Origin of the sequence: Roseovarius confluentis (assembly GCF_002917925.1) — a bacterium.
Classification (GTDB): domain Bacteria; phylum Pseudomonadota; class Alphaproteobacteria; order Rhodobacterales; family Rhodobacteraceae; genus Roseovarius; species Roseovarius confluentis.
Genome location: NZ_PPFE01000002.1, coordinates 516,012 through 537,757, shown reverse-complemented (window position 1 = coordinate 537,757; position 21,746 = coordinate 516,012). Strand labels below are relative to the sequence as shown.

General features: G+C 66.2%; 23 protein-coding genes. 6 read left to right on the top strand and 17 right to left on the bottom strand.

What is annotated here, in order from left to right; all coding sequences use genetic code 11:
• Positions 1–27: 27 nt before the first annotated feature.
• The 8 genes from C2I35_RS07420 to C2I35_RS07385 form a co-directional block, all read right to left on the bottom strand.
• Complete coding sequence (locus tag C2I35_RS07420) at positions 28–1,659, bottom strand: SulP family inorganic anion transporter (protein ID WP_103762369.1); 1,632 nt, start codon at positions 1,657–1,659, stop codon at positions 28–30.
• Between the two features lie 103 nt (positions 1,660–1,762).
• The gene (locus C2I35_RS07415) at positions 1,763–2,776 is read right to left on the bottom strand and encodes an NAD-dependent epimerase/dehydratase family protein (RefSeq protein WP_103762368.1); all 1,014 of its coding nucleotides are present in this window, start codon (positions 2,774–2,776) and stop codon (positions 1,763–1,765) included.
• A gap of 79 nt (positions 2,777–2,855) precedes the next feature.
• Positions 2,856–3,905: a diguanylate cyclase domain-containing protein gene (locus C2I35_RS07410; RefSeq protein WP_103762367.1), complete on the bottom strand. Its 1,050-nt coding sequence runs from the start codon at positions 3,903–3,905 to the stop codon at positions 2,856–2,858.
• A complete protein-coding gene (locus C2I35_RS07405) occupies positions 3,902–4,495 on the bottom strand; it encodes a heme NO-binding domain-containing protein (protein ID WP_103762366.1) in 594 nt (197 codons plus the stop codon). The genes C2I35_RS07410 and C2I35_RS07405 overlap by 4 nt, the downstream gene beginning before the upstream one ends.
• A gap of 103 nt (positions 4,496–4,598) precedes the next feature.
• On the bottom strand, positions 4,599–6,161 hold the full coding sequence (locus tag C2I35_RS07400) for a trimethylamine methyltransferase family protein (RefSeq protein ID WP_103762365.1): 1,563 nt from the start codon (positions 6,159–6,161) through the stop codon (positions 4,599–4,601).
• Between the two features lie 89 nt (positions 6,162–6,250).
• A complete protein-coding gene (locus C2I35_RS07395; protein ID WP_103762364.1) occupies positions 6,251–7,141 on the bottom strand; it encodes a DMT family transporter in 891 nt (296 codons plus the stop codon).
• Positions 7,138–7,842: an HAD family hydrolase gene (locus C2I35_RS07390; RefSeq protein WP_103762363.1), complete on the bottom strand. Its 705-nt coding sequence runs from the start codon at positions 7,840–7,842 to the stop codon at positions 7,138–7,140. Before C2I35_RS07390 ends, C2I35_RS07395 begins: the two co-directional genes overlap by 4 nt.
• A 21-nt stretch (positions 7,843–7,863) precedes the next feature.
• Positions 7,864–8,148, bottom strand: coding sequence for a DUF3572 domain-containing protein (locus tag C2I35_RS07385; RefSeq protein WP_103762362.1), 285 nt, complete (start codon positions 8,146–8,148; stop codon positions 7,864–7,866).
• Between the two features lie 86 nt (positions 8,149–8,234).
• Between C2I35_RS07385 and C2I35_RS07380 the strand changes: the two genes are divergently transcribed.
• The gene (locus C2I35_RS07380) at positions 8,235–9,626 is read left to right on the top strand and encodes a diguanylate cyclase (RefSeq protein WP_103762361.1); all 1,392 of its coding nucleotides are present in this window, start codon (positions 8,235–8,237) and stop codon (positions 9,624–9,626) included.
• A gap of 23 nt (positions 9,627–9,649) precedes the next feature.
• On the opposite strand, the gene C2I35_RS07375 is transcribed toward C2I35_RS07380, so the two are convergent.
• The 4 genes from C2I35_RS07375 to C2I35_RS07360 form a co-directional block, all read right to left on the bottom strand.
• Positions 9,650–10,126 (bottom strand): periplasmic heavy metal sensor, encoded by a 477-nt coding sequence (locus C2I35_RS07375; protein WP_170067150.1) that lies wholly within the window; start codon positions 10,124–10,126, stop codon positions 9,650–9,652.
• A 2-nt stretch (positions 10,127–10,128) separates the two neighbouring features.
• A complete protein-coding gene (locus C2I35_RS07370; RefSeq protein WP_103762359.1) occupies positions 10,129–10,521 on the bottom strand; it encodes a hypothetical protein in 393 nt (130 codons plus the stop codon).
• Positions 10,518–11,102 carry an RNA polymerase sigma factor gene (locus tag C2I35_RS07365; protein WP_103762513.1) on the bottom strand — a complete coding sequence of 195 codons (585 nt, stop codon included), beginning with the start codon at positions 11,100–11,102 and terminating at the stop codon, positions 10,518–10,520. The genes C2I35_RS07370 and C2I35_RS07365 overlap by 4 nt, the downstream gene beginning before the upstream one ends.
• 102 nt (positions 11,103–11,204) lie before the next feature.
• Positions 11,205–11,678, bottom strand: coding sequence for an EF-hand domain-containing protein (locus tag C2I35_RS07360; protein ID WP_245890428.1), 474 nt, complete (start codon positions 11,676–11,678; stop codon positions 11,205–11,207).
• A gap of 248 nt (positions 11,679–11,926) precedes the next feature.
• On the opposite strand from C2I35_RS07360, the gene C2I35_RS07355 reads away from it, so the two are divergent.
• Complete coding sequence (locus C2I35_RS07355) at positions 11,927–12,364, top strand: DUF983 domain-containing protein (RefSeq protein ID WP_103762357.1); 438 nt, start codon at positions 11,927–11,929, stop codon at positions 12,362–12,364.
• A gap of 28 nt (positions 12,365–12,392) precedes the next feature.
• Positions 12,393–13,109 carry an NUDIX hydrolase gene (locus C2I35_RS07350; RefSeq protein WP_103762356.1) on the top strand — a complete coding sequence of 239 codons (717 nt, stop codon included), beginning with the start codon at positions 12,393–12,395 and terminating at the stop codon, positions 13,107–13,109.
• Positions 13,110–13,134: 25 nt separating this feature from the next.
• Here C2I35_RS07350 and C2I35_RS07345 read toward each other — a convergent pair whose 3' ends face one another.
• Complete coding sequence (locus tag C2I35_RS07345; protein WP_103762355.1) at positions 13,135–14,040, bottom strand: EamA family transporter; 906 nt, start codon at positions 14,038–14,040, stop codon at positions 13,135–13,137.
• Positions 14,041–14,061: 21 nt separating this feature from the next.
• Positions 14,062–15,003, bottom strand: a complete 942-nt coding sequence (locus C2I35_RS07340; protein WP_103762354.1) for a fatty acid desaturase — start codon at positions 15,001–15,003, stop codon at positions 14,062–14,064.
• 106 nt (positions 15,004–15,109) lie between these two features.
• Here C2I35_RS07340 and C2I35_RS07335 point away from each other — a divergent pair, with 106 nt between their 5' ends.
• The gene (locus C2I35_RS07335) at positions 15,110–15,973 is read left to right on the top strand and encodes a helix-turn-helix domain-containing protein (protein WP_103762353.1); all 864 of its coding nucleotides are present in this window, start codon (positions 15,110–15,112) and stop codon (positions 15,971–15,973) included.
• A 150-nt stretch (positions 15,974–16,123) separates the two neighbouring features.
• Here the strand turns inward: C2I35_RS07335 and C2I35_RS07330 are convergent, their stop codons facing one another.
• Complete coding sequence (locus tag C2I35_RS07330) at positions 16,124–17,167, bottom strand: aldo/keto reductase (protein WP_103762352.1); 1,044 nt, start codon at positions 17,165–17,167, stop codon at positions 16,124–16,126.
• Positions 17,168–17,279: 112 nt separating this feature from the next.
• On the opposite strand from C2I35_RS07330, the gene C2I35_RS07325 reads away from it, so the two are divergent.
• Together C2I35_RS07325 and C2I35_RS07320 are read left to right on the top strand one after the other, a co-directional pair.
• Positions 17,280–17,900: an ImuA family protein gene (locus C2I35_RS07325; protein ID WP_103762351.1), complete on the top strand. Its 621-nt coding sequence runs from the start codon at positions 17,280–17,282 to the stop codon at positions 17,898–17,900.
• Entirely contained in the window at positions 17,901–18,290 is a 390-nt protein-coding gene (locus C2I35_RS07320; RefSeq protein ID WP_103762350.1) for a hypothetical protein, read from the top strand.
• Between the two features lie 15 nt (positions 18,291–18,305).
• Here C2I35_RS07320 and C2I35_RS07315 read toward each other — a convergent pair whose 3' ends face one another.
• A complete protein-coding gene (locus C2I35_RS07315) occupies positions 18,306–19,652 on the bottom strand; it encodes an HlyD family type I secretion periplasmic adaptor subunit (protein WP_245890427.1) in 1,347 nt (448 codons plus the stop codon).
• A gap of 26 nt (positions 19,653–19,678) precedes the next feature.
• Complete coding sequence (locus tag C2I35_RS07310; protein WP_103762348.1) at positions 19,679–21,727, bottom strand: type I secretion system permease/ATPase; 2,049 nt, start codon at positions 21,725–21,727, stop codon at positions 19,679–19,681.
• Positions 21,728–21,746 lie beyond the last annotated feature (19 nt).

Below are 21,746 nucleotides of genomic sequence, written 5' to 3'. Positions count from 1 at the left end.
ACCCACGCGCCCCGGACCGGCAGATCCTCAATGCCCCCCGCCAAGAACCCCGGTCTTCACATCGTAATCCACGGCCAGCCCGTAATCGGGGTCGTCATCACTATCGACCATCAGGTGCCCGGCCTTTTTCAGCATGCGGTGGCAATCCCGTGTCAGGTGCCGCAGCTGCAACCGCTTGCCCGCAGCCAGGTACTTGCCCGCCACCGCCTCGATGGCCTGTAGCGCCGACTGGTCCACGACCCGGCTCTCGGCAAAGTCCACGATCACCTTGTCTGGGTCGTTCTCAAGGTCGAACAGTTCCACGAAACCACTGGCCGAACCGAAAAACAGCGGGCCCTGCACACGATATACCTTGGTGCCGTCCATCTCCTTGCCGGTGATGGCGTGAATGCGCTTGGCGTTGTTCCACGCATAGGTCAGCGCCGACACGATCACGCCCACGACGACGGCGATGGCCAGGTCGTATTGCACCGTCACCACCGTCACCAGCACGATCACAAGCGCGTCCGAAAGAGGCACCTTGCGCAGGATCCGCAGCGAGTTCCACGCAAAGGTCCCGATCACCACCATGAACATCACGCCCACCAGCGCGGCCAGCGGGATCTGTTCGATCAGCGGCGCGGCGAACAGGATGAAGATCAGCAGGAACACCGCCGCGCAAATCCCCGCGATGCGTGTCCGCCCACCCGATTTCACGTTGATGATCGACTGCCCGATCATGGCACAGCCGCCCATCCCGCCGAAAAAGCCGGTCACGGTGTTGGCCACGCCCTGCGCGATGCATTCCTGGCTGGCGCCACCGCGCCGGTTGGTCATCTCGCCCACCAGGTTCAGCGTCAGCAGGCTTTCGATCAGGCCGATCGCGGCCAGGATCACCGCGTAGGGCAGGATGATCTCGAACGTCTCAAGCGTCAGCGGCACGGTCGGGATATGAAAGGCCGGCAACCCGCCCTCGATCGAGGCAAGGTCCCCCACCCGCGGCACGTCCAGCCCGAAGATCAGTACGATCGCGGCCACCAGCCCGATCCCGGCCAGCGGCGCCGGGATCGCCTTGGTCAACCGCGGCATCAGCCAGACCACTGCCATGGTCAGCGCCACCAGCGCCAGCATGGTATATAGCGGCGCGCCCGACAGCCATTCGCCCCCGCTCATGCCGTGGCCCGTGTTTTCCATCGTGCCGGGCACCTTGAACTGGCCCAACTGTGCCAGGAAAATCACGATGGCGAGGCCGTTGACAAAGCCCAGCATCACCGGGTGCGGCACAAGACGGATGAACTTGCCCCAGCGCAGCACCCCCGCCGTGATCTGCAAGATCCCCATCAGGACCACCGTGGCAAACAGGTATTCCACCCCGTGCTGCGCGACCAGCGACACCATGACAACGGCCAGCGCGCCCGTCGCCCCGCTGATCATGCCGGGCCGACCGCCGATCAAAGCGGTGATCAGGCCGACGATGAAGGCCGCGTAAAGACCCACCAGCGGATGCACACCCGCGACAAAGGCAAAGGCCACCGCCTCGGGTACCAGCGCCAGCGCAACGGTCAGTCCGGCCAACAGCTCGATCCGCAACCGTGACACGCTCAGCCTCTCTCCGGGCGTCAGGCTCAACTCGGACAAATCGAAGCGTTTGGCCCAGTCGGCCAGCAAGGTGCGTTTCACGGGGGCTATCCTGATTGGGTGTCTCTGCGCGAGCGTCCCCCTAACGCGAACCCGCGCGATTGACCATTGCCAATTTCAGAACCCGGCCATGAACGTAGCGAAATTACTTGTCGTAATATTCACGGAACCAGGCCACGAACTGGCGGACCCCGTCGCGCACGTCGGTATCCGGGCTGTACCCCGTCAGGCTTTGCAACAGGCTGGCATCGGCCCAGGTGGCCGGCACGTCGCCTTTTTGTATCTCCATCAGGTTGCGCTCGGCGGTCATGCCCAGCACCGCCTCGATGGCATCGACGAAATCCGTCAGGCGCACCGTCTTGGAATTTCCGATATTGACCACGCGATAGGGCGCCACGGGCGACAGGCTGTCGCCCTCGGCAATCGCCTCTGGGCCTTCGGGTCGCACCGGGGGCGCGTCCATCAACAGGCGGATTCCGCGCACCAGGTCAGTGACATAGGTAAAGTCGCGGTACATCTCGCCGTGGTTGTAGACGTCGATCGGCCGCCCCTCCAGGATCGCATCCACGAACTTGTAAAGCGCCATGTCCGGCCGACCCCAAGGCCCGTAGACCGTGAAAAACCGGAACATCGTTGTCGGCAGGTTCCACAAATGGGCATAGGAATGCCCCATCGCCTCGGTCGCCTTCTTGGTGGCGGCGTAGATCGTCATCGGCGTGTCGGCCTTCTGCGTCTCGGTATAGGGCATGTCGGTCTCGGCCCCGTAGACCGAACTGGTCGAGGCCATCAGCAGGTGCCGCACCTCGTGACGTTTTGCCGCCTCCATCACGTTGAAGGTGCCCACCACGTTCGCCTCGATATAGGCGCGCGGGTTTTCCAGGCTGTAGCGCACACCCGCCTGTGCCGCCAGATGCACGATGATATCCGGTGCACAGGCATCCACGGCGCTGTCCAGCGCCGCGACATCTTCCAGCATCGCCTCGGTCGCGGTGAAATTGGGTGACTGCAACAGCATCTGGTGCCGCCGCGCCTTCAGCGACACGTCGTAATAATCGGTCATGCCGTCAAAGCCATGCACGACCATCCCCTCGTCCAGCAGCAGCTGCGCCAGGTGGTATCCGATGAAACCGGCCGTTCCCGTGATGAAAACCCGTGTCATGCGCGTGTCGTCCCCGCTGCCCCGTTCCGCCGGTCATTCGTTAGCTGGCACCGCCGGGCCGCACAAGACCCGGGGAGCCTCAGACAGGGGTCACCGCGTCCCCGGGCCGTGATTCCACTGCCTTGCGCAGCGCGGGCGCGAAAGCCTTGTGGCACCCCCGGCCTGCCTGCTTTGCGGCATAAAGCGCAAGATCCGCATCGTCCATCATGACCGCCAGCCGCGGCGTGGCATAGGTGCCGCTGCGCGTCGTGCCGATGCTGCCGGATATCCGCGCAACCTCGCCGTTGAAGGCGACCGGCTCTTCCAGCCGCTCTATCAGCCGCCCGGAAATGCGCGACAGCTCCTCTTCCGAGGTGCACCCGACCAGGATCAGGACGAATTCATCGCCGCCCACGCGGATCACCGTGTCGCCCTTGCGGATTTCTTCGCGCAGGATCTGCGCGACCCGCCGCAACACGTGATCGCCGGCCGCGTGGCCCAGGGTGTCATTCACCGATTTGAAAAAATCGAGATCGAGATGCATCAGCGTAAACGCTTCTTCGCTTTCGGTCAGCCGACGTATCGCGGGCTCCAGTGCGCGGCGGTTGCCCAGGCCTGTCAGCGTATCGGTATGAGCCTCCTGTTCGGCCACCGCCTTCGCGCCCTGAAGCCGCTGGTTCAGTTTCTGCCAGGCATCGGTCACCACCGCCTTGGCCTCGACCAGGTACAGCATTTCCACCGCCAGGTCCGTCACCGCAAAATCCGCGCTTCGCAGGTCGTGGCGGCCCACGGCGTCCATCACGCCGATCCCAAAGGACAAATCGACGATAACGCCACCCGGCGGGCCCAGCGCCCGGTCCTCGGGCAACGGCACCGCGACACCCTTCAGCTCGGTCTCGACAGGACCGCGCAATACGCAATGCAGCCGCCGCCCCGCCGCCGCGCGCAACCCCGGCACACCCGGCTCCAGCCGCGGGCGCCTGACCTCGAACAGATCGAGGAAATCGCACCCGATCAGACCCTTGGTATTCAAAACCTTCCTCGCCGTCGGACCCGCGTGCGTGATGCGCCCCATGGCATCCACGATCAGATGCATCGGGCACAGCACGTCCAGCAGCGCCCCAAGGCTCGCGATCGCACCGGGCCTCATCCGGCGGCGCCCAGCACGAAACTGCGCCCGATCGCAAACGCCGCCTCCAACAGTTGAACATCAATGGTCTCGACACCATCGCGGCATCCCTTGTGCTCCAGCAGAACCAGGGCGCCATAATCATCCGCCATGGCCCGCAACAGCCCCAGCAAAACGTGACCGAAGGCAAAACCCGCCGTCCCCCGTTTCCCGACCGTGACCGAGAACACCTGTTGCCCACGATCCACCAGCGCAACAGGCGGCAAGTCCAGCTGCGGCGCCGCCAGCCGCGCCCGCGCCGGCAGGTCGTCCAGCGAATGCAGAAAATCGGTGAAATCCGCGCCCGAGAACCGCAACAGCCGTCGCAGCGCGGCGGAGGTGGGGTGCGAAACCAGGTAGGTGCCGATATCCTCCAGGATCTCGGCCTCCGCCTTGTCCAGAAGCTGCGCGGCCTGCACCAGTACATCGCCGGTCAGCGCGTCCGGGTAATCCAGCATCGCCTCGAATTCCGGCGGCGCAAGGTCCGCCCCGCGCGCGATCTCTTCCCAAGCCTCATGCCCGTAGGTATCCCGCAAAAACAATTCTATGGCCCGGTTGATCAGCCCATGCATCCTGTGCTCCCGAATTCGGTCAAGCGTTTGCACAACCGAATTAAGAAGCCTTGAACGTTTCAATTTGTCTTTAAAAAATTGACCGGCCGGGTCTGCACGGCGCTCAGAAATCGGTCGGAGCGCCGCCTTCCTCCTTCCGCCGCGCGACAAAGGCCGCCAGTTCCTCGCGGATGCCCTCGTCCATCGGCGGCGCCTCAAAGCTCGCGATGATGTCCCGGAACACCTGGTGCGCGCGCTGTGGCGTCCACACGCCACCCGCCGCCTCCCACGCCTCGAAATTGCGCCAATCGCTCAGGAATGGCTGATAGAACGCGGTCGTGTATCGGTCCTGCGTGTGCTGAATACCAAAGAAATGCCCCTGGTTGCCCACCTCGCGCACCGCCTCCACGGCAATCTCGTCCGGCCCTGTCGCCGTCACCTGCGGGTCCATGTAGCGCTGGATATGCTGCAATATCTCGCAGTCCATGATGAATTTCTCGGGACTGGCGATCAGCCCGCCTTCCAGCCAGCCGGCGGCGTGATAGACCATGTGCGCCCCCGACTGCACCGCCGACCACAGGCTGTTCGAGGTTTCCCACACCGCCTGTCCGTCGGGGATGTTTGCCGCACACACGCCGGAGGCCCGCATTGGCAGGCCATAGAACCGCGCCAGTTGCCCCGTCATCTGCGTCGCGCGCATGTATTCCGGCGTCCCGAACGCCGGCGCGCCCGATTTCATGTCGACATTGCTGGTGAACGTGCCGATCGCGCAGCCCACGCCGGGCCGGATCGCCTGCGCCAGCACGATCGCGCACAGCCCCTCGGCCAGCGATTGCGCCACGGCGCCCGCCATCGTCACCGGCGCCATTGCGCCCGCCAGCGTAAAGGGCGTCACCACCAGCCCCTGGTTCCGCTTCGCCAGCCGGACCCAGCCGTCCAGCATCGGGAAATCATGCTTCAGCGGCGATGTGGAGTTGATGTTGGAATACATGTGCGGGCTGGCCTCGAACTCTTCGTCCGTCAGGCCGCCGGCGATGCGCACCATCTCCATCACGTCCTCGACCCGTTCGCGGCCCAGGCAATAGGCATGCGCGACCTTGTCGGTCAGTGTCAGCTTGTCATAGAGCACATCCAGGTGCCGCACGCTGGCATGCACGTCCTGCGGCTCCACCGGATAACCGCCGACAAAGTGGATGCAGTTGAAATACTGGCTGAGTTTCAGCAGGTTGGCGCACATTTCGCGCGTGCCCGTCACCTTGCGGCCTATGCCCATATCCCAATAGCTGGGCGGCGACGAGACATTGCCGAAATTAAGGTGCCGGCCCCCGATCGTGATCGCGTGATCCGGGTTGCGCGGGGTGATGGTGAACTCGCTCGGCGCCTTGCCGATCATCTCCATCACGAAATCGCGGCTCATCCGCACATTCTCGCCGTTGATGTCGCAACCGCCGGTGCCGCGCAGGATTTCGATCGCCTCGGGGTTCAGAAACTCGATCCCGATCTCTTCGAGGATGCGCATCGCGCCATCGTGGATTGCCTGGATGCCCTCGTCCGTCAACGGCTCGACCGGCCGGTCGATGTTGATCGGCGGGTTCCATGGCATTTGCTCGATGACGGCCGTACCCCGTCGCGTCGCGTTTCCGGCCCGTCCGCCGCTGCGTTTCCTGCGTGTGGCTGTCTCTGCCATGGTGAGTCTCCTCGAAAGGCTGCCTTCCATGCAATCACCGCGCGGGCCCGCTCGTTTGCCGCTTTGCGACAGAACCTGTCGCAGGTGAACTATCTCGGCACGATCAGCGCCGACCGCCGCCGCAGGATCGACAGGTAAATGGCGAGGCTGCCCACCACGATGACACCGCCGACCAGCATCGCCACTGTCGGCCGCTCGCCCACGCCGATCCAGACCCACAGCGGACCCAGCACCGTTTCCAGCAACATCAGCAGACTGACATTGGCCGCGAGCGTGTATCGTGCCGCCAGCGACAGCATGAAGAACGACACGGGCAGCACCACGCCCCCGGTGATCGCCATGGCCCAGACCCGGCCCTCGAACATCGCCTCCACGCCGGTCAGCGACCAGCCGATCACACCCGCGATCCACGCGCCGACCCCGATGGCCAGCAGGATCGGCAACTCGGGGCTTGCGCGCACCGTCACGAAGTTCAGCGCCAGCACGAACGCCACGCCAAGGCCAAAGATCGCCCCCGTCGCAGCAGCCCGGTTCAGCGCCACGTCGCCATGCCCGCCGCCCAGAACCGCAATGCCGATCCCCGTCATCACCGCCGCGATGGCCGCCCAGGTCAGCGCCGATGTCGACTCGCCGGTCACCACCCGGCTCAGCAGCGCGGAAAAGACCGGCACCGCGGCCACCCCCATCAGCACCATCGCCGCCGGGGCCGAGGCGATGCCAAGGCAGAACAGCATCGAGTTCAGCACCTGCGCCGCCACGATCAACAGCCCCGGCCCGCTCATCAGCCGGGCGATATCGCCCGCCCTGTCCCGGCTGATACCGGCCCAGGCCAGCACCATCATCGTGCCCATGAAAAGCCCGCGCCATCCGGTCATCTGGAAGCCTTCCATGCCCGACAGCCGCATCAGCATCGCATCGGGCGTCAGCACCAGCGTGCCGAAAAGCGCCAGAAGAATGCCCCGGGACAAACCTGCGCTCACGTTGTCATCCAGGTCGGGATTTGCCCGATATCAGTCAGGACCACATCGGCATGGGGGCGCAATTCGTCCGAGCATGCCGGTCCGGTCAGCACCGCGATCGTCTGCATCCCCGCCGCACGCCCCGCAATCAGGTCATGGGTGCTGTCACCCACCATCGCCACGCGCGCGGGGTCCAGACCGGCTGCACGGGCGAACGCCAGGCACGGCCCAGGGTCCGGCTTGGCCCCGTGGCCGGAATCGAACCCGGCGATGAAATCGAAGAATCCGGTGACATCGGCTTCGCCCAGATGGGCGCGGGCCCCATACTCGGTATCGTTCGTGGCAACGCCCAGCGCGATGCCCTCTGCCTTCAGCGAAGACAGGAATGGCGCAAGCGGCACCGCTTCGGCCTGCGGCGCGGTGGCCGAGGTCTGCATCAGGTAAAGTTCCAGGTCGGCCACCTCTCGCCCCGGCAGCGCCCGCGCCACGCATTCCGCCGCCTCGCGGTTGGTGCCCGCGATGATCGGGCTTGTCGGCGCGAAACGCATGGCGCCAAGGTCGTAATGCATTTCCGCCGCCAGCCTGGCCCTGACAGCCGCATCGCCGTCGGCAAGATCTTCGATCAGTCCCCCGGCCCAGGTGCTCCAGGTGGTGTGAAAATCGAACAGCGTACCATCCTTGTCAAAGAGCAGCCCATCAATCTTTCTTGCGGGTTTGTTCACCTTATGGTCCTCAAAATTAATTCATGTCCAATGGGTCTGAATCCCGCCCGGAAGGGCCGCGCGGGCCTCGACAACCGCCTCGGGCGGCACATTCGCGGCCTCGCTGAACTCCATGATCCACGCGTCGTCCATCAGGATAAAATCCATCAAAGAGGCAAGAAAATCCGGATCTTGCGCACCATCGCGCAGATCATCCCGCCCTGCCCCCGTGGCCCCCATGAACACGTCCAGCAGGTTCTCGTGACCTGCGATCCAGCCCAACGCCTTGAGCGCGACAGTCTCGGCGGCTTCTCGCTGGTCGGCCATATTGATTAACTCCCGGCAAGGTTTTCTTAACTAATCACAGGGATAGTCTAGCCATCGGAAAGGACAAGTCGGAAAGGCCTCGGCACATGTCAGGCACCATTCTCATCGTCGATGGTCTCGCGACCAATCGCATCGTGCTGAAGGTCAAGCTGTCGGCGGCCTATTTCAGCGTTGCGCAGGTCGGCACCACGAAAGAGGCGGTCGCGTCGATCCTGCGCGACAAGCCGCAGGCGGTCCTGATGTCCGACGATCTGCCCGACCGTGACGCGTGCGACCTGATCCGCGACATCCATGCCCTGCCCGGCTGTGCCCAGCTGCCGGTGCTGGTCCTGACCTCCACCGGCACACCACAGCTTCGGATCGACCTGCTGCAGGCCGGGGCGGCTGACGTGATGCCCAAACCCTTTTGCGAGAAGACGCTGCTGGCGCGACTGCGCTCGATGTCGCGCCACGCCCCGGTCGAGGCCGATCTTGATCTGATCAACGACACCGCCGAGGCACTTGGTTTCGCCGAGGCGCAGGCGGGCTTCGCCGCGCGAGGCCTGATCGCGACGCTGCATACCGGCGCCGCGCGAGACCAGGCCATGTGTCGCCGCCTCGCCCAAACCACCCCGCACCGGTTCGAAATGCTCCGCACCGGCCAGTCCGGTCTGCTCACAAGAATGCATGCATCGCCCGACGTTCTGCTGGTTTTCCTGCCCGCACGCGCGACCGAGCCCGATCTGGTCCATCTGGCCGAGCTTTGCAGCGCACCGCAGACCCGCCAGTCAAGGGTGCTTGCCCTGGTCGACCCCGCCGATGACGCGCTGGCCGCCAAGGTGCTGGACCTCGGGGTGCACGATGTTGCCGCCCACAACGCCGACCCGCGCGAGATCACCCTGCGCCTGGACAAGCTGCTCAGGGCGAAACAGGCCGACGACATGCAGAAGGCCCGATTGCGCACCGGGCTGCATGCGGCGGTCACCGACCCGCTGACCGGGCTTTACAACCGCCGCTACGGCCTGTCGCAGATGACCCGGATGATCGACACGGCCCGCAGCAGCGGGCAAACCTTCGCGGTGATGGTTGCGGACCTCGATCACTTCAAGGCGGTCAACGACACCTACGGTCACGCCGCGGGCGACCGGGTCCTGACCCGCATCGCCCACGCTCTGCGCGACGCGTTGCGCCCCGGCGACAGCCTGTCGCGCATCGGCGGCGAGGAGTTCCTGGTGCTGATGCCCCAGTCGGGGATCGCGGCCGCCCGCGCCATGGCCATGCACCTGTGCCATACCGTGCGACAGACAAGGATTGCCCTGCCCGGTGTCGAGACGCCCGTCTCGCTGACCGTCAGCATCGGCGCCACGGTGGCCAACCCCGCGCACCAAGGGGACAGGCTCGACCCCGAGGCGATGGTGGCCGAGGCCGACCACGCGCTTTATGCCGCAAAGTCCGGCGGGCGCGATACCGTCACGTTTTCCCAGTTATCCGCCGCCTGACCGGGGACACACCGGCACCGGCCTCAGCGACGCCGCCGCTGCAATTCCTGCTCCAGCCGATCGGCATAGGCAACGCGGTCCTCCGGGCTCATCTCGCCCCAATAGGCGATCAGCAGCGTCTGCGCCGCGGCGACACGGTCATCGAACAGTGCCCGCACCCGCGTCATCCTGTCAGCCGCGGCAGCGGGGTCGAACTCTTCGGCGCGCAGCAGCGCGACCAGTCCGGCCATTTCCTGCCGAAACGCCTCGCGTTCGTCTGTCCTGTCGCGAAAGTTCCGGATCATCTGCTTCTTGAGGTCACTGCGCTCCTCCTGGCTCAGCGCCCGGTGCATCGCGCCCATGCCCCCCGGGGGGCCGCCGCGCATCTTCGGCCCGCCCTTGATCGCGAACCCGGCCGCGGCCCCCACGACAAGCAAATTCAGCGCGAGCGACACCACCAGAAGTACGCGCATCCAGCGCGGCGCCCCGGTGCGCGGCCCGGTTTCGGTCTCGTCGCTCATGCTCATCCCTCCTCGTCCGGGAAAAGTTCAGTTCCGATGTCGGGCTGCAGCGCCAGGGTGATATCTTCGCCCCAGACCAGCTGCGCCGTGGCGCTTACCCCATCCGGCGGCGCCGCGCCCAACCACAGCCCGGTGATGGCAGCGGCGCTCAGCCCGGTGACCGCGGGCCAGCCGCCCAATGCCCGGAACACACCGCGCCACCCAATAGAGGCGCGCGCCCCGCGCCGCCGTGGCGCGCTGCGTTCTGCCACCTCCGCCTCTTTCAGAGCGTCCTGCACCGCCTCCGCATCGCCCAGCACCCGCGCCAGGAAATCGGCATCCGGTTCGGGCGCGGTGCGGCGCGCGGCGGCAAAGGCCGCGCTCAGCTCATCGTCAGGTTTGCCCGTCTTGCTCATTCCGAATACCCCAGTTCATCCTTTCGCCCCCGCAGCACGTCGCCAAGGGCCCGCTTTCCCCGCGCCGTCAGGCTTTCCACCGCCTCGACGCTGATCCCCATGATCCCGGCAATCTCCGGATTGCCAAGCTCTTCGATATGGCGCAGCACCACCGCCTGTCTCTGCCGCTCCGGCAGTTCGCGCAGCGCGACCTGCAGCGCGTCGGCCCGGGCCCGCTCCTGCATGTCCTCTGCCGCGCTCGACCTGCTGTCCTGCGGATCGCCCGCCGCCTCCAGCGGTCGCGTGCGCCAGCCCCGGCGCAAACGATCGGTGCACAGGTTCGCCACCACCCGGTACAGCCAGGTCGTCACCTTCGCTTCCCCCTGCCTCCAGTCCGGCGCCACCCGCCACAGCCTCAGCAGCGCCTCCTGCGCGACATCCTCGGCCTCGGTCCGGTTGCCGAGCAGGCGGTAGGCATGGGCCAGAACCCGCGGGCTCAACCGCAAGGTCAACGTCCGCGCCGCCGCCCGATCGCCATTGGCGAACAGCACCAGCAGCGCCTCGTCGGCCACGTCGTTCAGGTCGTCCAGCGGCATCGTCATGTCCCTGTCGTACATCCTGCCCCGTTACTCGCGTCCGGTTCTAGGCCGAAACACCCCGCCCCGGCCAGTCTTGCGAACGTGACCGGGGCGGGATCGCGCGGATTACTCCGCGTTCTGCTCTTTCTTCTTGCCGTGATGCTTGGCGCGCATTTCGCGCATCTTCTCGCGCGCGGTGTCAAACTCGGCCTTGCTGATCGCGCCGTCGCCATCCGCATCCGCCCGGTCGAACATCTTGCCGCCCCGCCGCGCCTGCGCTTCCTCGAAGCTCACGCCGCCGTCGCCGTCGGTGTCCAGCCGTTCGATCATCTTGCCGGCCCGCTTGGCCGCCCGTTCCTGCGCCCGGGCCTGCATCTCCTCAAGGCTCATCACGCCATCGCCATCGGTGTCGGCGGCATCGAACCGTGCTTTCATATGCGCCTGCATCTCTTCGCGCGTCAGCTGACCGTCGCCATTGGCATCCAGGTCCTCGAACGAATGCCGCGGGCCCTTGCCCTCGCCCGACCCGGCCATGCCCGGCACGGCTCCACCCAGTGCGATCGACATGCCAAGGGCGCTCATGATCATCAGGTTCTTCATCTTCATGCTCCATCTCGGACAGGTTCGTTGCGGCGCGATCTTCGGCCGCGCCTTTGCTTTGCGACCGCGCCTGCCATCGCGATCATACAGTCTAAACGCGGGCCCCCGCGCCTTCCGTCGCGCGGCTTCGACATTTTTCCGGGCAGACCAAAGCCATTCTTTGCGACATCCCGACGCACAGACAGCCTGTCACCTTCCAATTTTGCCTCCGAAAGCGCAGGTCTACAGCCATCCACGCGCGAGGGCACATGACCAGCACCGATCACGACACCCACACGTCCGCTTCCGTGGCGCACACCACGCCCGAAGGACAGGACTCCAATGAACGCGACCTGTGGCCCGCGGTCTTTCGCGGGTTTCGTCGCACCTGCCCCAATTGCGGCTCGGGCCCGATCCTGAAAAGCTATCTCAAGCTGCGCAAAAGCTGCCCGGTCTGCCGCGAGGATCTCAGTCACGCCCGAGCCGATGACGGCCCCGCCTACCTGACAATCCTTCTGGTCGGGCACCTCATGGCCCCGCTTCTGCACGTCACCTTCACGACGTGGCGGCCCGAACCGCTGGTGCTGTTCACCATTTTCGCTATTGGCTGCGTCACGCTCTCGCTTTACCTTCTGCCCCGGCTGAAAGGGGCAATCGTCGGCTTCCAGTGGGCGCGCCAGATGCACGGCTTCGGGGACGACACCTGATCCCTTCGGCCCCGAAGGACAGGACCCGATGACCGCAACATACCCGAAACATTCCGACAAGAGCGCCATCCGCGACGCGGCGACCGTGATCGTGCTGCGCGACCGCATGACGCAACCGCGCGTGCTGATGGGCCAGCGCGGCGCCAAGGCGGTCTTCATGCCCAACAAGTTCGTCTTTCCCGGCGGCGCAGTGGATGCGGGCGACGCCGCGATCCCGCTGGCCCGCCCGATGCCCGACGGCTGCGCCGCCCGCCTGCGTGACGACAGCGAGACCGACCGCTCCCACGCGCTGGCTGCCGCCGCGATCCGTGAGCTCTGGGAAGAAACCGGGCAGGTTCTCGGCCAACCCGGCGACTGGTCCGGCCCACCCCCCGCCGACTGGGAAAGTTTCGCCGCGACCGGCCACGTTCCCGATGCCTCCGCTTTGCAGTTCGTCTTCCGCGCCATCACCCCGCCGGGCCGCCCCAGGCGATTCGACGCTCGCTTCTTCCTGGTCGACGCCGGGGCGCTCACCTCCGACCCGGACGATTTCTCGCCCGCCTGCGACGAACTCAGCCACCTTCAATGGGTGCCTCTCGCCACGGCCCGACACGACTATGACCTGCCCTTCATCACCGAGGTCGTGCTGGCCGAGATCGAGGCCCGCGCCCACGATCCGGCGCCCCCCGCCTCGGTGCCGTTCTTTCGCAACGACGACGAAAGCAACCTGTTCAAACGCCTCTACGGCGCGCCGCTGCCTGATTGAACGGCCCGACTTACGCGCGCCGCCGCTACCCCAGCAGCACCAGCAACAGGATGCTGGCGCTCACCAGAACGATCCCGACCAGTTCCCGTCGCGTCACTGTCTCGCGAAAGAACAGGACCGAGGCAGCCAGTGAAAAGATCACCTCCACCTGCCCCACCGCGAACACGTAGGCCGCGTTCTGCAAGGTGAAGGCCGTGAACCAGCCGACGCTGCCCAGAAGGCTCGTCACCCCCATCCACACCGCGCGGCTCCGCGCCGCCCAGACACGGGCCAACTGCCCAGGCTCGCCCCAGCGCAGATAAGCCGCCATGCCAAGGCTCTGCGCCGCCGTGACCGCCGCCACCGCGACCATCGCCCGCAGGAACGCGTCGTCACTGGCCACCTCCAGCGTCGCGCCGCGATACGTCACCGCCGACACGGCGAAAAACGCGCCCGAAGCCAGCCCCAGAAGCGGCGCCTTGCTGGTCACCCGCCGCCACCAGCCGCCCGCGCCGCCCGGCACGTCCGACAACACCAGCACGCCGATCAGCCCAAGGAATATCGCCACCAGCCCCGGCAGGCTGATGCGGTCGCCCAGCACGATCAACCCCATCATCGCGGTCTGCACCACCTCGGTCTTCTTGAAGGTGATCCCGACCGCAAAGTTCCGCTCTGCAAACAGCAGCACGACGCACCACGTCGCCAGGATCTGCGCCAGCCCGCCGCTCAGCACGTAGATCCAGAAACGCCCGCCCACCGCTGGCAGCCCCTGCCCCGACCACATTGCATAGCCCCCTGCCAGTAGCGCGGCCATCGGCGCGGCATAGGCGAACCGCGCGAAGGTCGCGCCCAGGGCGCTCAACGTCCCCATGCTCAGCGATTTCTGCAACATGAAGCGCAGCGTCTGGAAAAACGCCGCCATGATGGAAAGAAGGATCCACGGTTCGACCATGGATCCCCTCTTGCCCGCGTTTTACTTCCTCCGCCAGAGCGGATGCGCCACCGGGTCCTTCGCCCGCAACAGGTGCCGCGCGAAAATTTCGGCGTAAGAGCGGTAATAATACCCGCCATTGCGCCGCAGGTACGTCTCCCGGTTCTGCCGCCACATCGCCGGCAGGCGGTACCATGCCACCTTCGGATGCATGTGATGCACCACGTGCAGGTTGTTGTTCAGAAACAGAAACGCCAGCGGCCCGCCATCCTCGACCACCACCGTGCGCCCGCTGGCGCGCTCATGCGCCCGGTGCTCCAGGAAGGTGCGGATTTTCAAAACCGCATAGGCCAGGTAGGCGCTGACGAGGTAGGCCCAGACCGGCATCGGCGAGACCGCGACGATCGCCAACACCCCAGCCACGCCCAGCCCATGCAACACCCAGGCCCGCGCAATGCCCCGGTCCCCGGCCCGGATCGCGGCCCAGTCCGCGCGCATGAACACCACCTGTCCCAGCACCGGCCCCACGATCATCCGCCCCAACAGCGTGTTGTTGAACCGCAGCACCGCCCGGAACCAGCGCGGCAGCCGAACCCAGACCTCCGGGTCCAGGTAGTTCGACTCCGGATCGTCATAGGGATCGGTCAGCAGGCTGTCGCGGTGATGCGCAAGGTGCAGTTCCATGAACCGCCGATAGGGCACGCACAGCCCAAGGCTGAAAAACCCCAGCACCTCGTTGACCCGGTCGTTTCGGGTCGGATGCCCGTGGATCATCTCGTGCACCAGCGACGAATGCAGCGTGATCCCGATCGCCGCCACTACAACCCCTGCCGGCAGCCACAGCCCTGCCAGCCAGAAAAGCGCCACGCCCCAGGCCGCGTAACAGGCCGCCAAAAGTCCCAATGTCGGCCATTCCACGTCCGCGAGCGTCCGCGCGCCCGGCCTCGGCACCGGCCCGGCGCCGCCTTCGAATTCCACTTTCATCTTGTCCCCAATATTCGTCCTTCACAAAACCGTTACGACAGATCCTGTCAGGGGGGCAGTCAGAGAATGGTTAACAAACCTCTCGTTTGTTGATAAAATCCAACATATGATCCAGAAATCCGACAAACGCGACCGCGCCACCCTGTTCCGCACCCGCCTCAACGAGGCGCTGCGCCTGCGCGGCACCTCGCAAAGCGCCCTCGCCCGCAGCGTCGGCGTCGACCGCTCGACGATCTCGCAACTGCTCAAGGGCACCGGCGCCCGCCTGCCCAATGCGCAAGTGGTGGGCGAATGCGCCCGTGCCCTCGGTGTCTCCGCCGACTGGCTCCTGGGCCTCACCGACCGGCCCGAAACCGCCGCCGACATCCTCGCCAACACGCTCTCGCTGACCGAAGCACCCCGCGCGCTCGTCGACGAACAGATCTTCGCCTGGCACCGCGAGGCGGCGGGCTACAAGATCCGCCATGTCCCCGCCGGCCTGCCTGACATGCTGAAAACCCGCGCGCTGCTGGAATGGGAGTACGCGCCTCATCTCGGACGCTCCACCGAACAGGCCATCGGCGCCTCCGAGGATCGTCTGGCCTGGATGCGCGGCACCCAGTCGGACTATGAAATCGCCCTGCCACTCTTCGAGATGCACAGCTTCATCGCCGGCGAAGGCTACTACGCAGGCCTGCCCCGCGACATCCGCCAGGGCCAGGTCGACTACCTGCTCGAGATCACCGAACAGCTCTACCCCCGCCTGCGCCTCTACCTGTTCGACGCCCGCCGGCTCTACTCGGCGCCGATCACCGTCTTCGGCCCCTTGCTCGCCGTGCTCTATATCGGCCGCAACTACCTCGCCTTCCGCGACACCGAACGGGTCGAGGCGCTGACCCTGCATTTCGACGCCCTCATCCGCGAAGCCTCCGTCGGCGCCCGCGATTTGCCCGCCCACATCCGCCACTGCTGGGCACAGGCCCCGGACTAGGGCCACCCCGCCTCTTCTTCTGGCCAGGAATATCCTGGGGGAGCGGCGAAACACCGTTTCGCCGCAGGGGCAAAGCCCCCGGCAACGCCCGCCACAAAGACCCCGTCATTCGAAAACCGCGTAGGGTGGGTGAAAACCCACCGCCACCCTTCAATAGGGCATCGGATGCGCCTTGTGCGTCGCGTCCAGCGCCTCCAACACCTCGTCCGACAGCGTCACCTCCGCGGCCCCCAGCGCCACGTCCAATTGTTCCAATGATGTCGCCCCGAAAATGGCCGAGGTCATGAACGGCCGCGTCAGGCACCAGGCCAGCGCCATCTGCACCGGATCGAGGCCAAACCGCCGCGCCACCTCCAGATAGGCGTCCACGGCGGCAAAGGCTCTCTGCCCTTTGCGCCCGCCCAGCGTCTCGTTCAGCGTCAGACGCGACCCCTCGGGCACCGCACCTCCCTGGTATTTGCCGGTCAACAGCCCGGCGGCCAGCGGCGAAAAGGCCAGCAGCCCCACATCCTCGTTCACGCTCAGCTCCGCCAGGTCGGTATCAAAGAGACGGCACATCAGCGAATACTCGTTCTGGATCGTCGCCACCCGCGGCCCGCCCATCTCGTCGGCGACGCGCAGCCACTGGCCCGTGCCCCAGGCACTCTCATTGGACAGGCCGAAGGCCCGGATCGTGCCCCGCTCGACCTCGCGTTCCAGCGCGCCCAGCGCATCTTCCATATGCGCCCGCGTCGCGGCCGGGTCCTGCCCCGAGGGGTCGAATGTCCAATTCTGGCGGAACATGTAACTGCCCCGGTTGGGCCAGTGAAACTGGTACAGGTCGATCACGTCCGTCTGCAATCGCTTCAGTGAGCCTTCGATGGCCCCGGGGATGGTCTCTGACGAGATCGGCGCGCCATCCCTCGCGTGCTGCATCCCCTCGCCCGAATGCTTGGTGGCCAGCACCACGTCACCGCGCCGCCCCGTCCGGGCAAGCCAGGTGCCGATGATCTCCTCGGTGCGCCCGATGGTCTCCTTCGCGACCGGGTTCACCGGGTACATCTCGGCGGTGTCGATGAAATCCACGCCCCGGTCGAGCGCCCGGTCGATCTGGGCGTGCCCCTCGGCCTCGGTGTTCTGGCTGCCCCATGTCATCGAGCCGAGGCAAAGCGCGCTCACTTCGATTCCCGTCCGTCCCAATTGCCTGCGCTGCATGTCCCGCTCCGTCTTGCCTGTCGTCAAAGCCCCATATGTAGCGGCTCTGACGCGGGCGTCACCCCGTATTTCGAGATTGAGAACAAAGAGCGAACAAACTACATTGAATGCCATGGACACCACCCTGCTCACCCGCCGCAGCAGCCACCGTACTCGCACCGCCGTCACCGTGCTGGGCGAGATGGCCCTGACCCCCGCGCGCCTGCACGAGTTTTGCGGCCCGGCGCGGCACATGGCGGCGATGCTGGCGGCCGCCGCCACGCAAGGCCCGGTGTTCTGGATCGCCCCCGACTGGGTCGCCGACCGGCTCAACCCCGATGGCATGGTGGCGCTGGTGGGGCCCGAACGCTTCACCTTCCTGTCGCCACGCCAGCCCATTGACCTGCTGTGGTGCCTCGAGGAGGTGCTGCGCTCCGGCGCGGTGCCGCTGGCCGTTGCCGAACTCCCGGACCTGCCCAATCTCACCCAGGTCCGCCGCCTGCATCTCGCCGCGGAAACCGGCGCGGCCGAAGGCTCCGGCGCGCCCCTCGGCCTCATTCTTACCCCCGGCGAGGGCGGCGCCCCCGGCGTCGAAAGCCGCTGGCACATGGCCCCCGCCCATACACCCGGGCGGCTGGGCTGGACCCTCTCGCGCCGTCGCGCCCGCACCCTGCCCCCGGCAACATGGGCCGTGACCCGCGCCAGGGGCGGCTTTGCGCTTGATCCCTGCAAGGAAACTGGCAATCCTGCCTAAGTGACAGACGAGAAACGCAAAACGCCCGGCCTCACCGCCGCGCTCTGGCGCGACCTGCTGGGCCGTAGGGCCTGGTGGGGGGCCGTCCTGCTCTTTCTGGGCGTGGTTGCAATGCTGGTCGTCTTCTTCGTGCGCATCCCGGCCAGCGTCGATTTCATGACCGGCCGGATCGACAGCATCACCCAGGTCGAGACCGATTTCGGCACCCGCCCCGCCTATACCGCCACCACCGACGCGGGACGGCATTTCCCGCTCGTCACCCCGAACCGCCTGACCCCGCTGCTCGCGCCCGGCGACCGGATCTGCCTGCGGGTGCAGACCGACCACTTCACCGGGCGCGTCACCGCACGCCACGCGGTCGAAGCGCCCGACTGCCGCGCGGGCCCGTAACGCCGCCCCGCCGGGTTATTGCTCGCGGAACGCCCGCGACATGGAATCCGTGATCGGCTTGCTGAGATATTCAAAGAACGTCCGCTCGGCGGTCTCGATCATCACCTCCGCCGGCATCCCCGGCGTGGGGGCAAAGTTGCGCACCCGCGCAATCTCCTCGGGCGGGATCCGCACCCGCGCCAGGTATACCTCCTGTGGCATCAGCTCGGACTCGTCGGGCAGCGCGTCGGCCGACACGTAATAGACCGTCCCGTTCAGCACCGGAGTCGTGCGCTGGTTCAGCGCCACCAGCCGCACGGTCGCAGGCTGGCCTATCTTGACGCTGTCGATATCGGTGCGCGGCAACTTGGTCTCGATGATCAGCGGCGCGTCGGCAGGCAGGATCTCTGCGATGGTCTTGCCGCTCTCGATCACCCCGCCCGGCGTGTTGTAGGTCATCCGCACGACGGTCCCCGCCACCGGCGACACGATCGAGGACCGCGCATGCACCTCCAGCGCGCGATTGTAGTTCTCGCGCACGGTGTCCAGTTCGTTTTCCGCCGACTGCAGCTCGTCCAGCGCGGCCTTGCGATGCTCGACCACGACCTGCTCGATCTGCTGCTCGTGCTTGGCCAGCAGGGCGTCGACCTCGTGCAGTTCCGCCTGCAACTGCCCGATCTGGCCCAGCCCGTCGGCCTGCGCCCGGTACAGCGAGTTCAATTGCGATCTTTGGGTCAGCCCCTTGTCCAACAGGGCGGATTGCGCGGCGATATCCTCCTTCAGGAAAGCGATCTGCTGCTCCAGCGCATCCTGCTGCGCAAGGAACCCCTCCTTGCGGCTGTTCAGCGCAAGCATGTTGCTTTCCAAAAGGCCGATATCCTTGGCGATCTTGGCCTTGGACGAGTCGAAGTTCAGACGCTGATTGCTCAAGATCTGCTGTACCGCCGGATCGTTTGCGCCCCCCGCCAGGAAGGGCGGCACCTCGAAACTGTCGGCGCCGCTGTATTCCGCCAAGAGCCGCGCGGCCACCGTTTCCAGCCGCGCCCGCCGCAGGTACAGCTCGCGCAGCTTGGCCTGCGCCGCGGTCTTGTCCAGTTGAATGATCGCCTGGCCCTGCGCGACCTGTTCGCCCTCGGACACCAGGATATCCTGAATGATGCCGCCTTCCAGGTGCTGCACGAACTGGTTGTTGCCGATCGCCACGAACGACCCTTGGGTGATCACCGCCGCCGCCAGTGGCGCCTTGAAGGCCCACGCCCCGAAACCGCCGAAGGATGTCAGCATTACGGTCAGGCCGACAAAGGTGAATCGCCGGATCGAGCGCGGCACCTCTGCGAACCAGCGTGTCTCGACGGGTAAGGTCTGCATTTTTATGCGGCTCACAATGAAATCCTCCGTTCAAACTGGGGTCAGGCCGGTGCAGCCGCGGCTGGCGCCGCCGCCGGGGCGGTCCCGGGGTCCGGCGCGGGCTGCGGATTGCCCGACAGTGACTGCAGCACGTGTTCGCGCGGGCCGATCATCGAAACCGCGCCACCCGCCAGCACCATGATCTTGTCCACATGCGCCAGCAGCGACGGTTTCTGCGTGACCACGACCACCGTGATCCCCTGCGCCTTGGCATGCTGCAGCGCCCGCGCCAGCGCCTGGTCGCCCGCCACGTCGAGGTTCGAGTTGGGCTCGTCCAGCACCAGCAGCCGCGGATTGCCGAAGAACGCCCGCGCCAGCGCGATCCGCTGTTTCTGCCCGCCCGACAACGGCGCGCCATCGGCGGCCACCACCGTCTCGTACCCATGCGGCAGGTTGGCGATCATCTGGTGCACGTCCGCCAGTTGTGCCGCGTGATAGATCTGATCGTCCGTGGCATCGTCCCGCATCCGCGCGATATTGTCCTTGATGGTGCCGGGAAACAGCTGCACGTCCTGCGGCAGATAGCCGATGCTCTCGCCGAACTGTCGCTGGTCCCAGTTGCGCAGGTCCATCAGATCCAGCCGCACACAGCCCGAGGTTGGCAGCACCGCCCCCACCAGCATCTTGCCCAGCGTGGTCTTGCCCGCGCCCGAATTGCCGATCACAGCCAGCGACGATCCCGGCGCCAGGCTGAAGCTGATACCGTTCAGCACGACGTTCTTGGTGCCCTGCGGGACGTAAAGCAGGCGCTCCACGTCCAGCCGCCCTTCGGGCCGCGGCAGCACCAGCCGGTCGTGGTTGAGCGGCGACGCTTTCAGCAGCTCGGAAATCCGGCCGAAAGCCGCGCGCGACAGGATGAACTGGTTCCACCCCTCGATCGCGCCCTCGATCGGGGCCAGCGCCCGGCCCGCGATGATCGACGCGGCGATCACCATGCCGCCGGTCAGCTGACCGTCGATGGCCAGGTACGCGCCCCAGCCCAGCATCGCCACCTGCGTCAACAGCCGCACCCCGCGCGAGAACGCCGCCGAGGTGATGTTGCGGTCCTGCGCGCGCACCTGCGCGGTCAGTGACGCCGCCGTGTCGCGCCCCCAGATCGACACCGCCTCGGGGATCATCGCCAATGCGTTGATGATCTGGCTGTTCCGCGACATCGAGTCGAGATGCATGTTGGCCGCGCTCTGGTGCCGGTTGGCCACCGTGAACGGCCCTGACGTGGCCCGCTGGTTGATCAACGCGATGACCAGCAAAAGCAGCGCCGTGCCCACCACGATTAGCCCGAGGTGAAAGTGTATGAGAAAGATCGCCAGCACGAACAGCGGTGCGAACGGCGCGTCCAGAAACGCCATTAGCGTGCCCGACACCAGAAAGCCGCGCAGCTGCTGCAGGTCGCCCAGCGTCTGGTACTCGCGCCCGTTGCTGGCCAGCGCCGCCCGGGCCGCGGCACTCAGGATCGACGCGCCCAGCCGCGCGGCCAGTTCGACCGCCGTGCGCATCAGCACGAAGCGCCGCATCGCGTCGAAGAACGCCTGCAGAACGACCGCGCCGACGATGACGCCCGTCAGCATGATCAGCGTGTCCACCGACCGGCTGGTCAACACGCGGTCCGAAATCTGGAACAGGTAGACCGGAATCGCCAGGATCAGGATGTTGGTCGCAAAACTGAACAACATCACCACGGACAGATTCCGGCGCACCGCCACCATGCCGGATTTCAGGTCCTGGTTGAAATCTACCGGCCCGGACCGCTTGTGAAAGCCTGCCCCGCCCCCGCCACCATTGGCACCGCCGCCCTCACCGCCTTTGGGGACAAGCGGTTTCGGGACATCGCGCGCGGGCGAAACCTCGTTCGCCCGCTTGGCATCGATCACGGGAGCCGGCGATGCGTCAACGGTTTCGGGGGCGGGATCGGGCCCGCCGGCGGCGGGCGTCCCTGTTCCGGGCACGCGCAGGTCGGGCGAAAGCGTTAAAAGGTCCCTCCCCCCGGTGCGATCCTTTTCGTGAGCGGTGGCAGAGGCCCCATGCGCGGCCCGTGATGTGTCACTATCCATGTTTCAATATCTCTTGTTC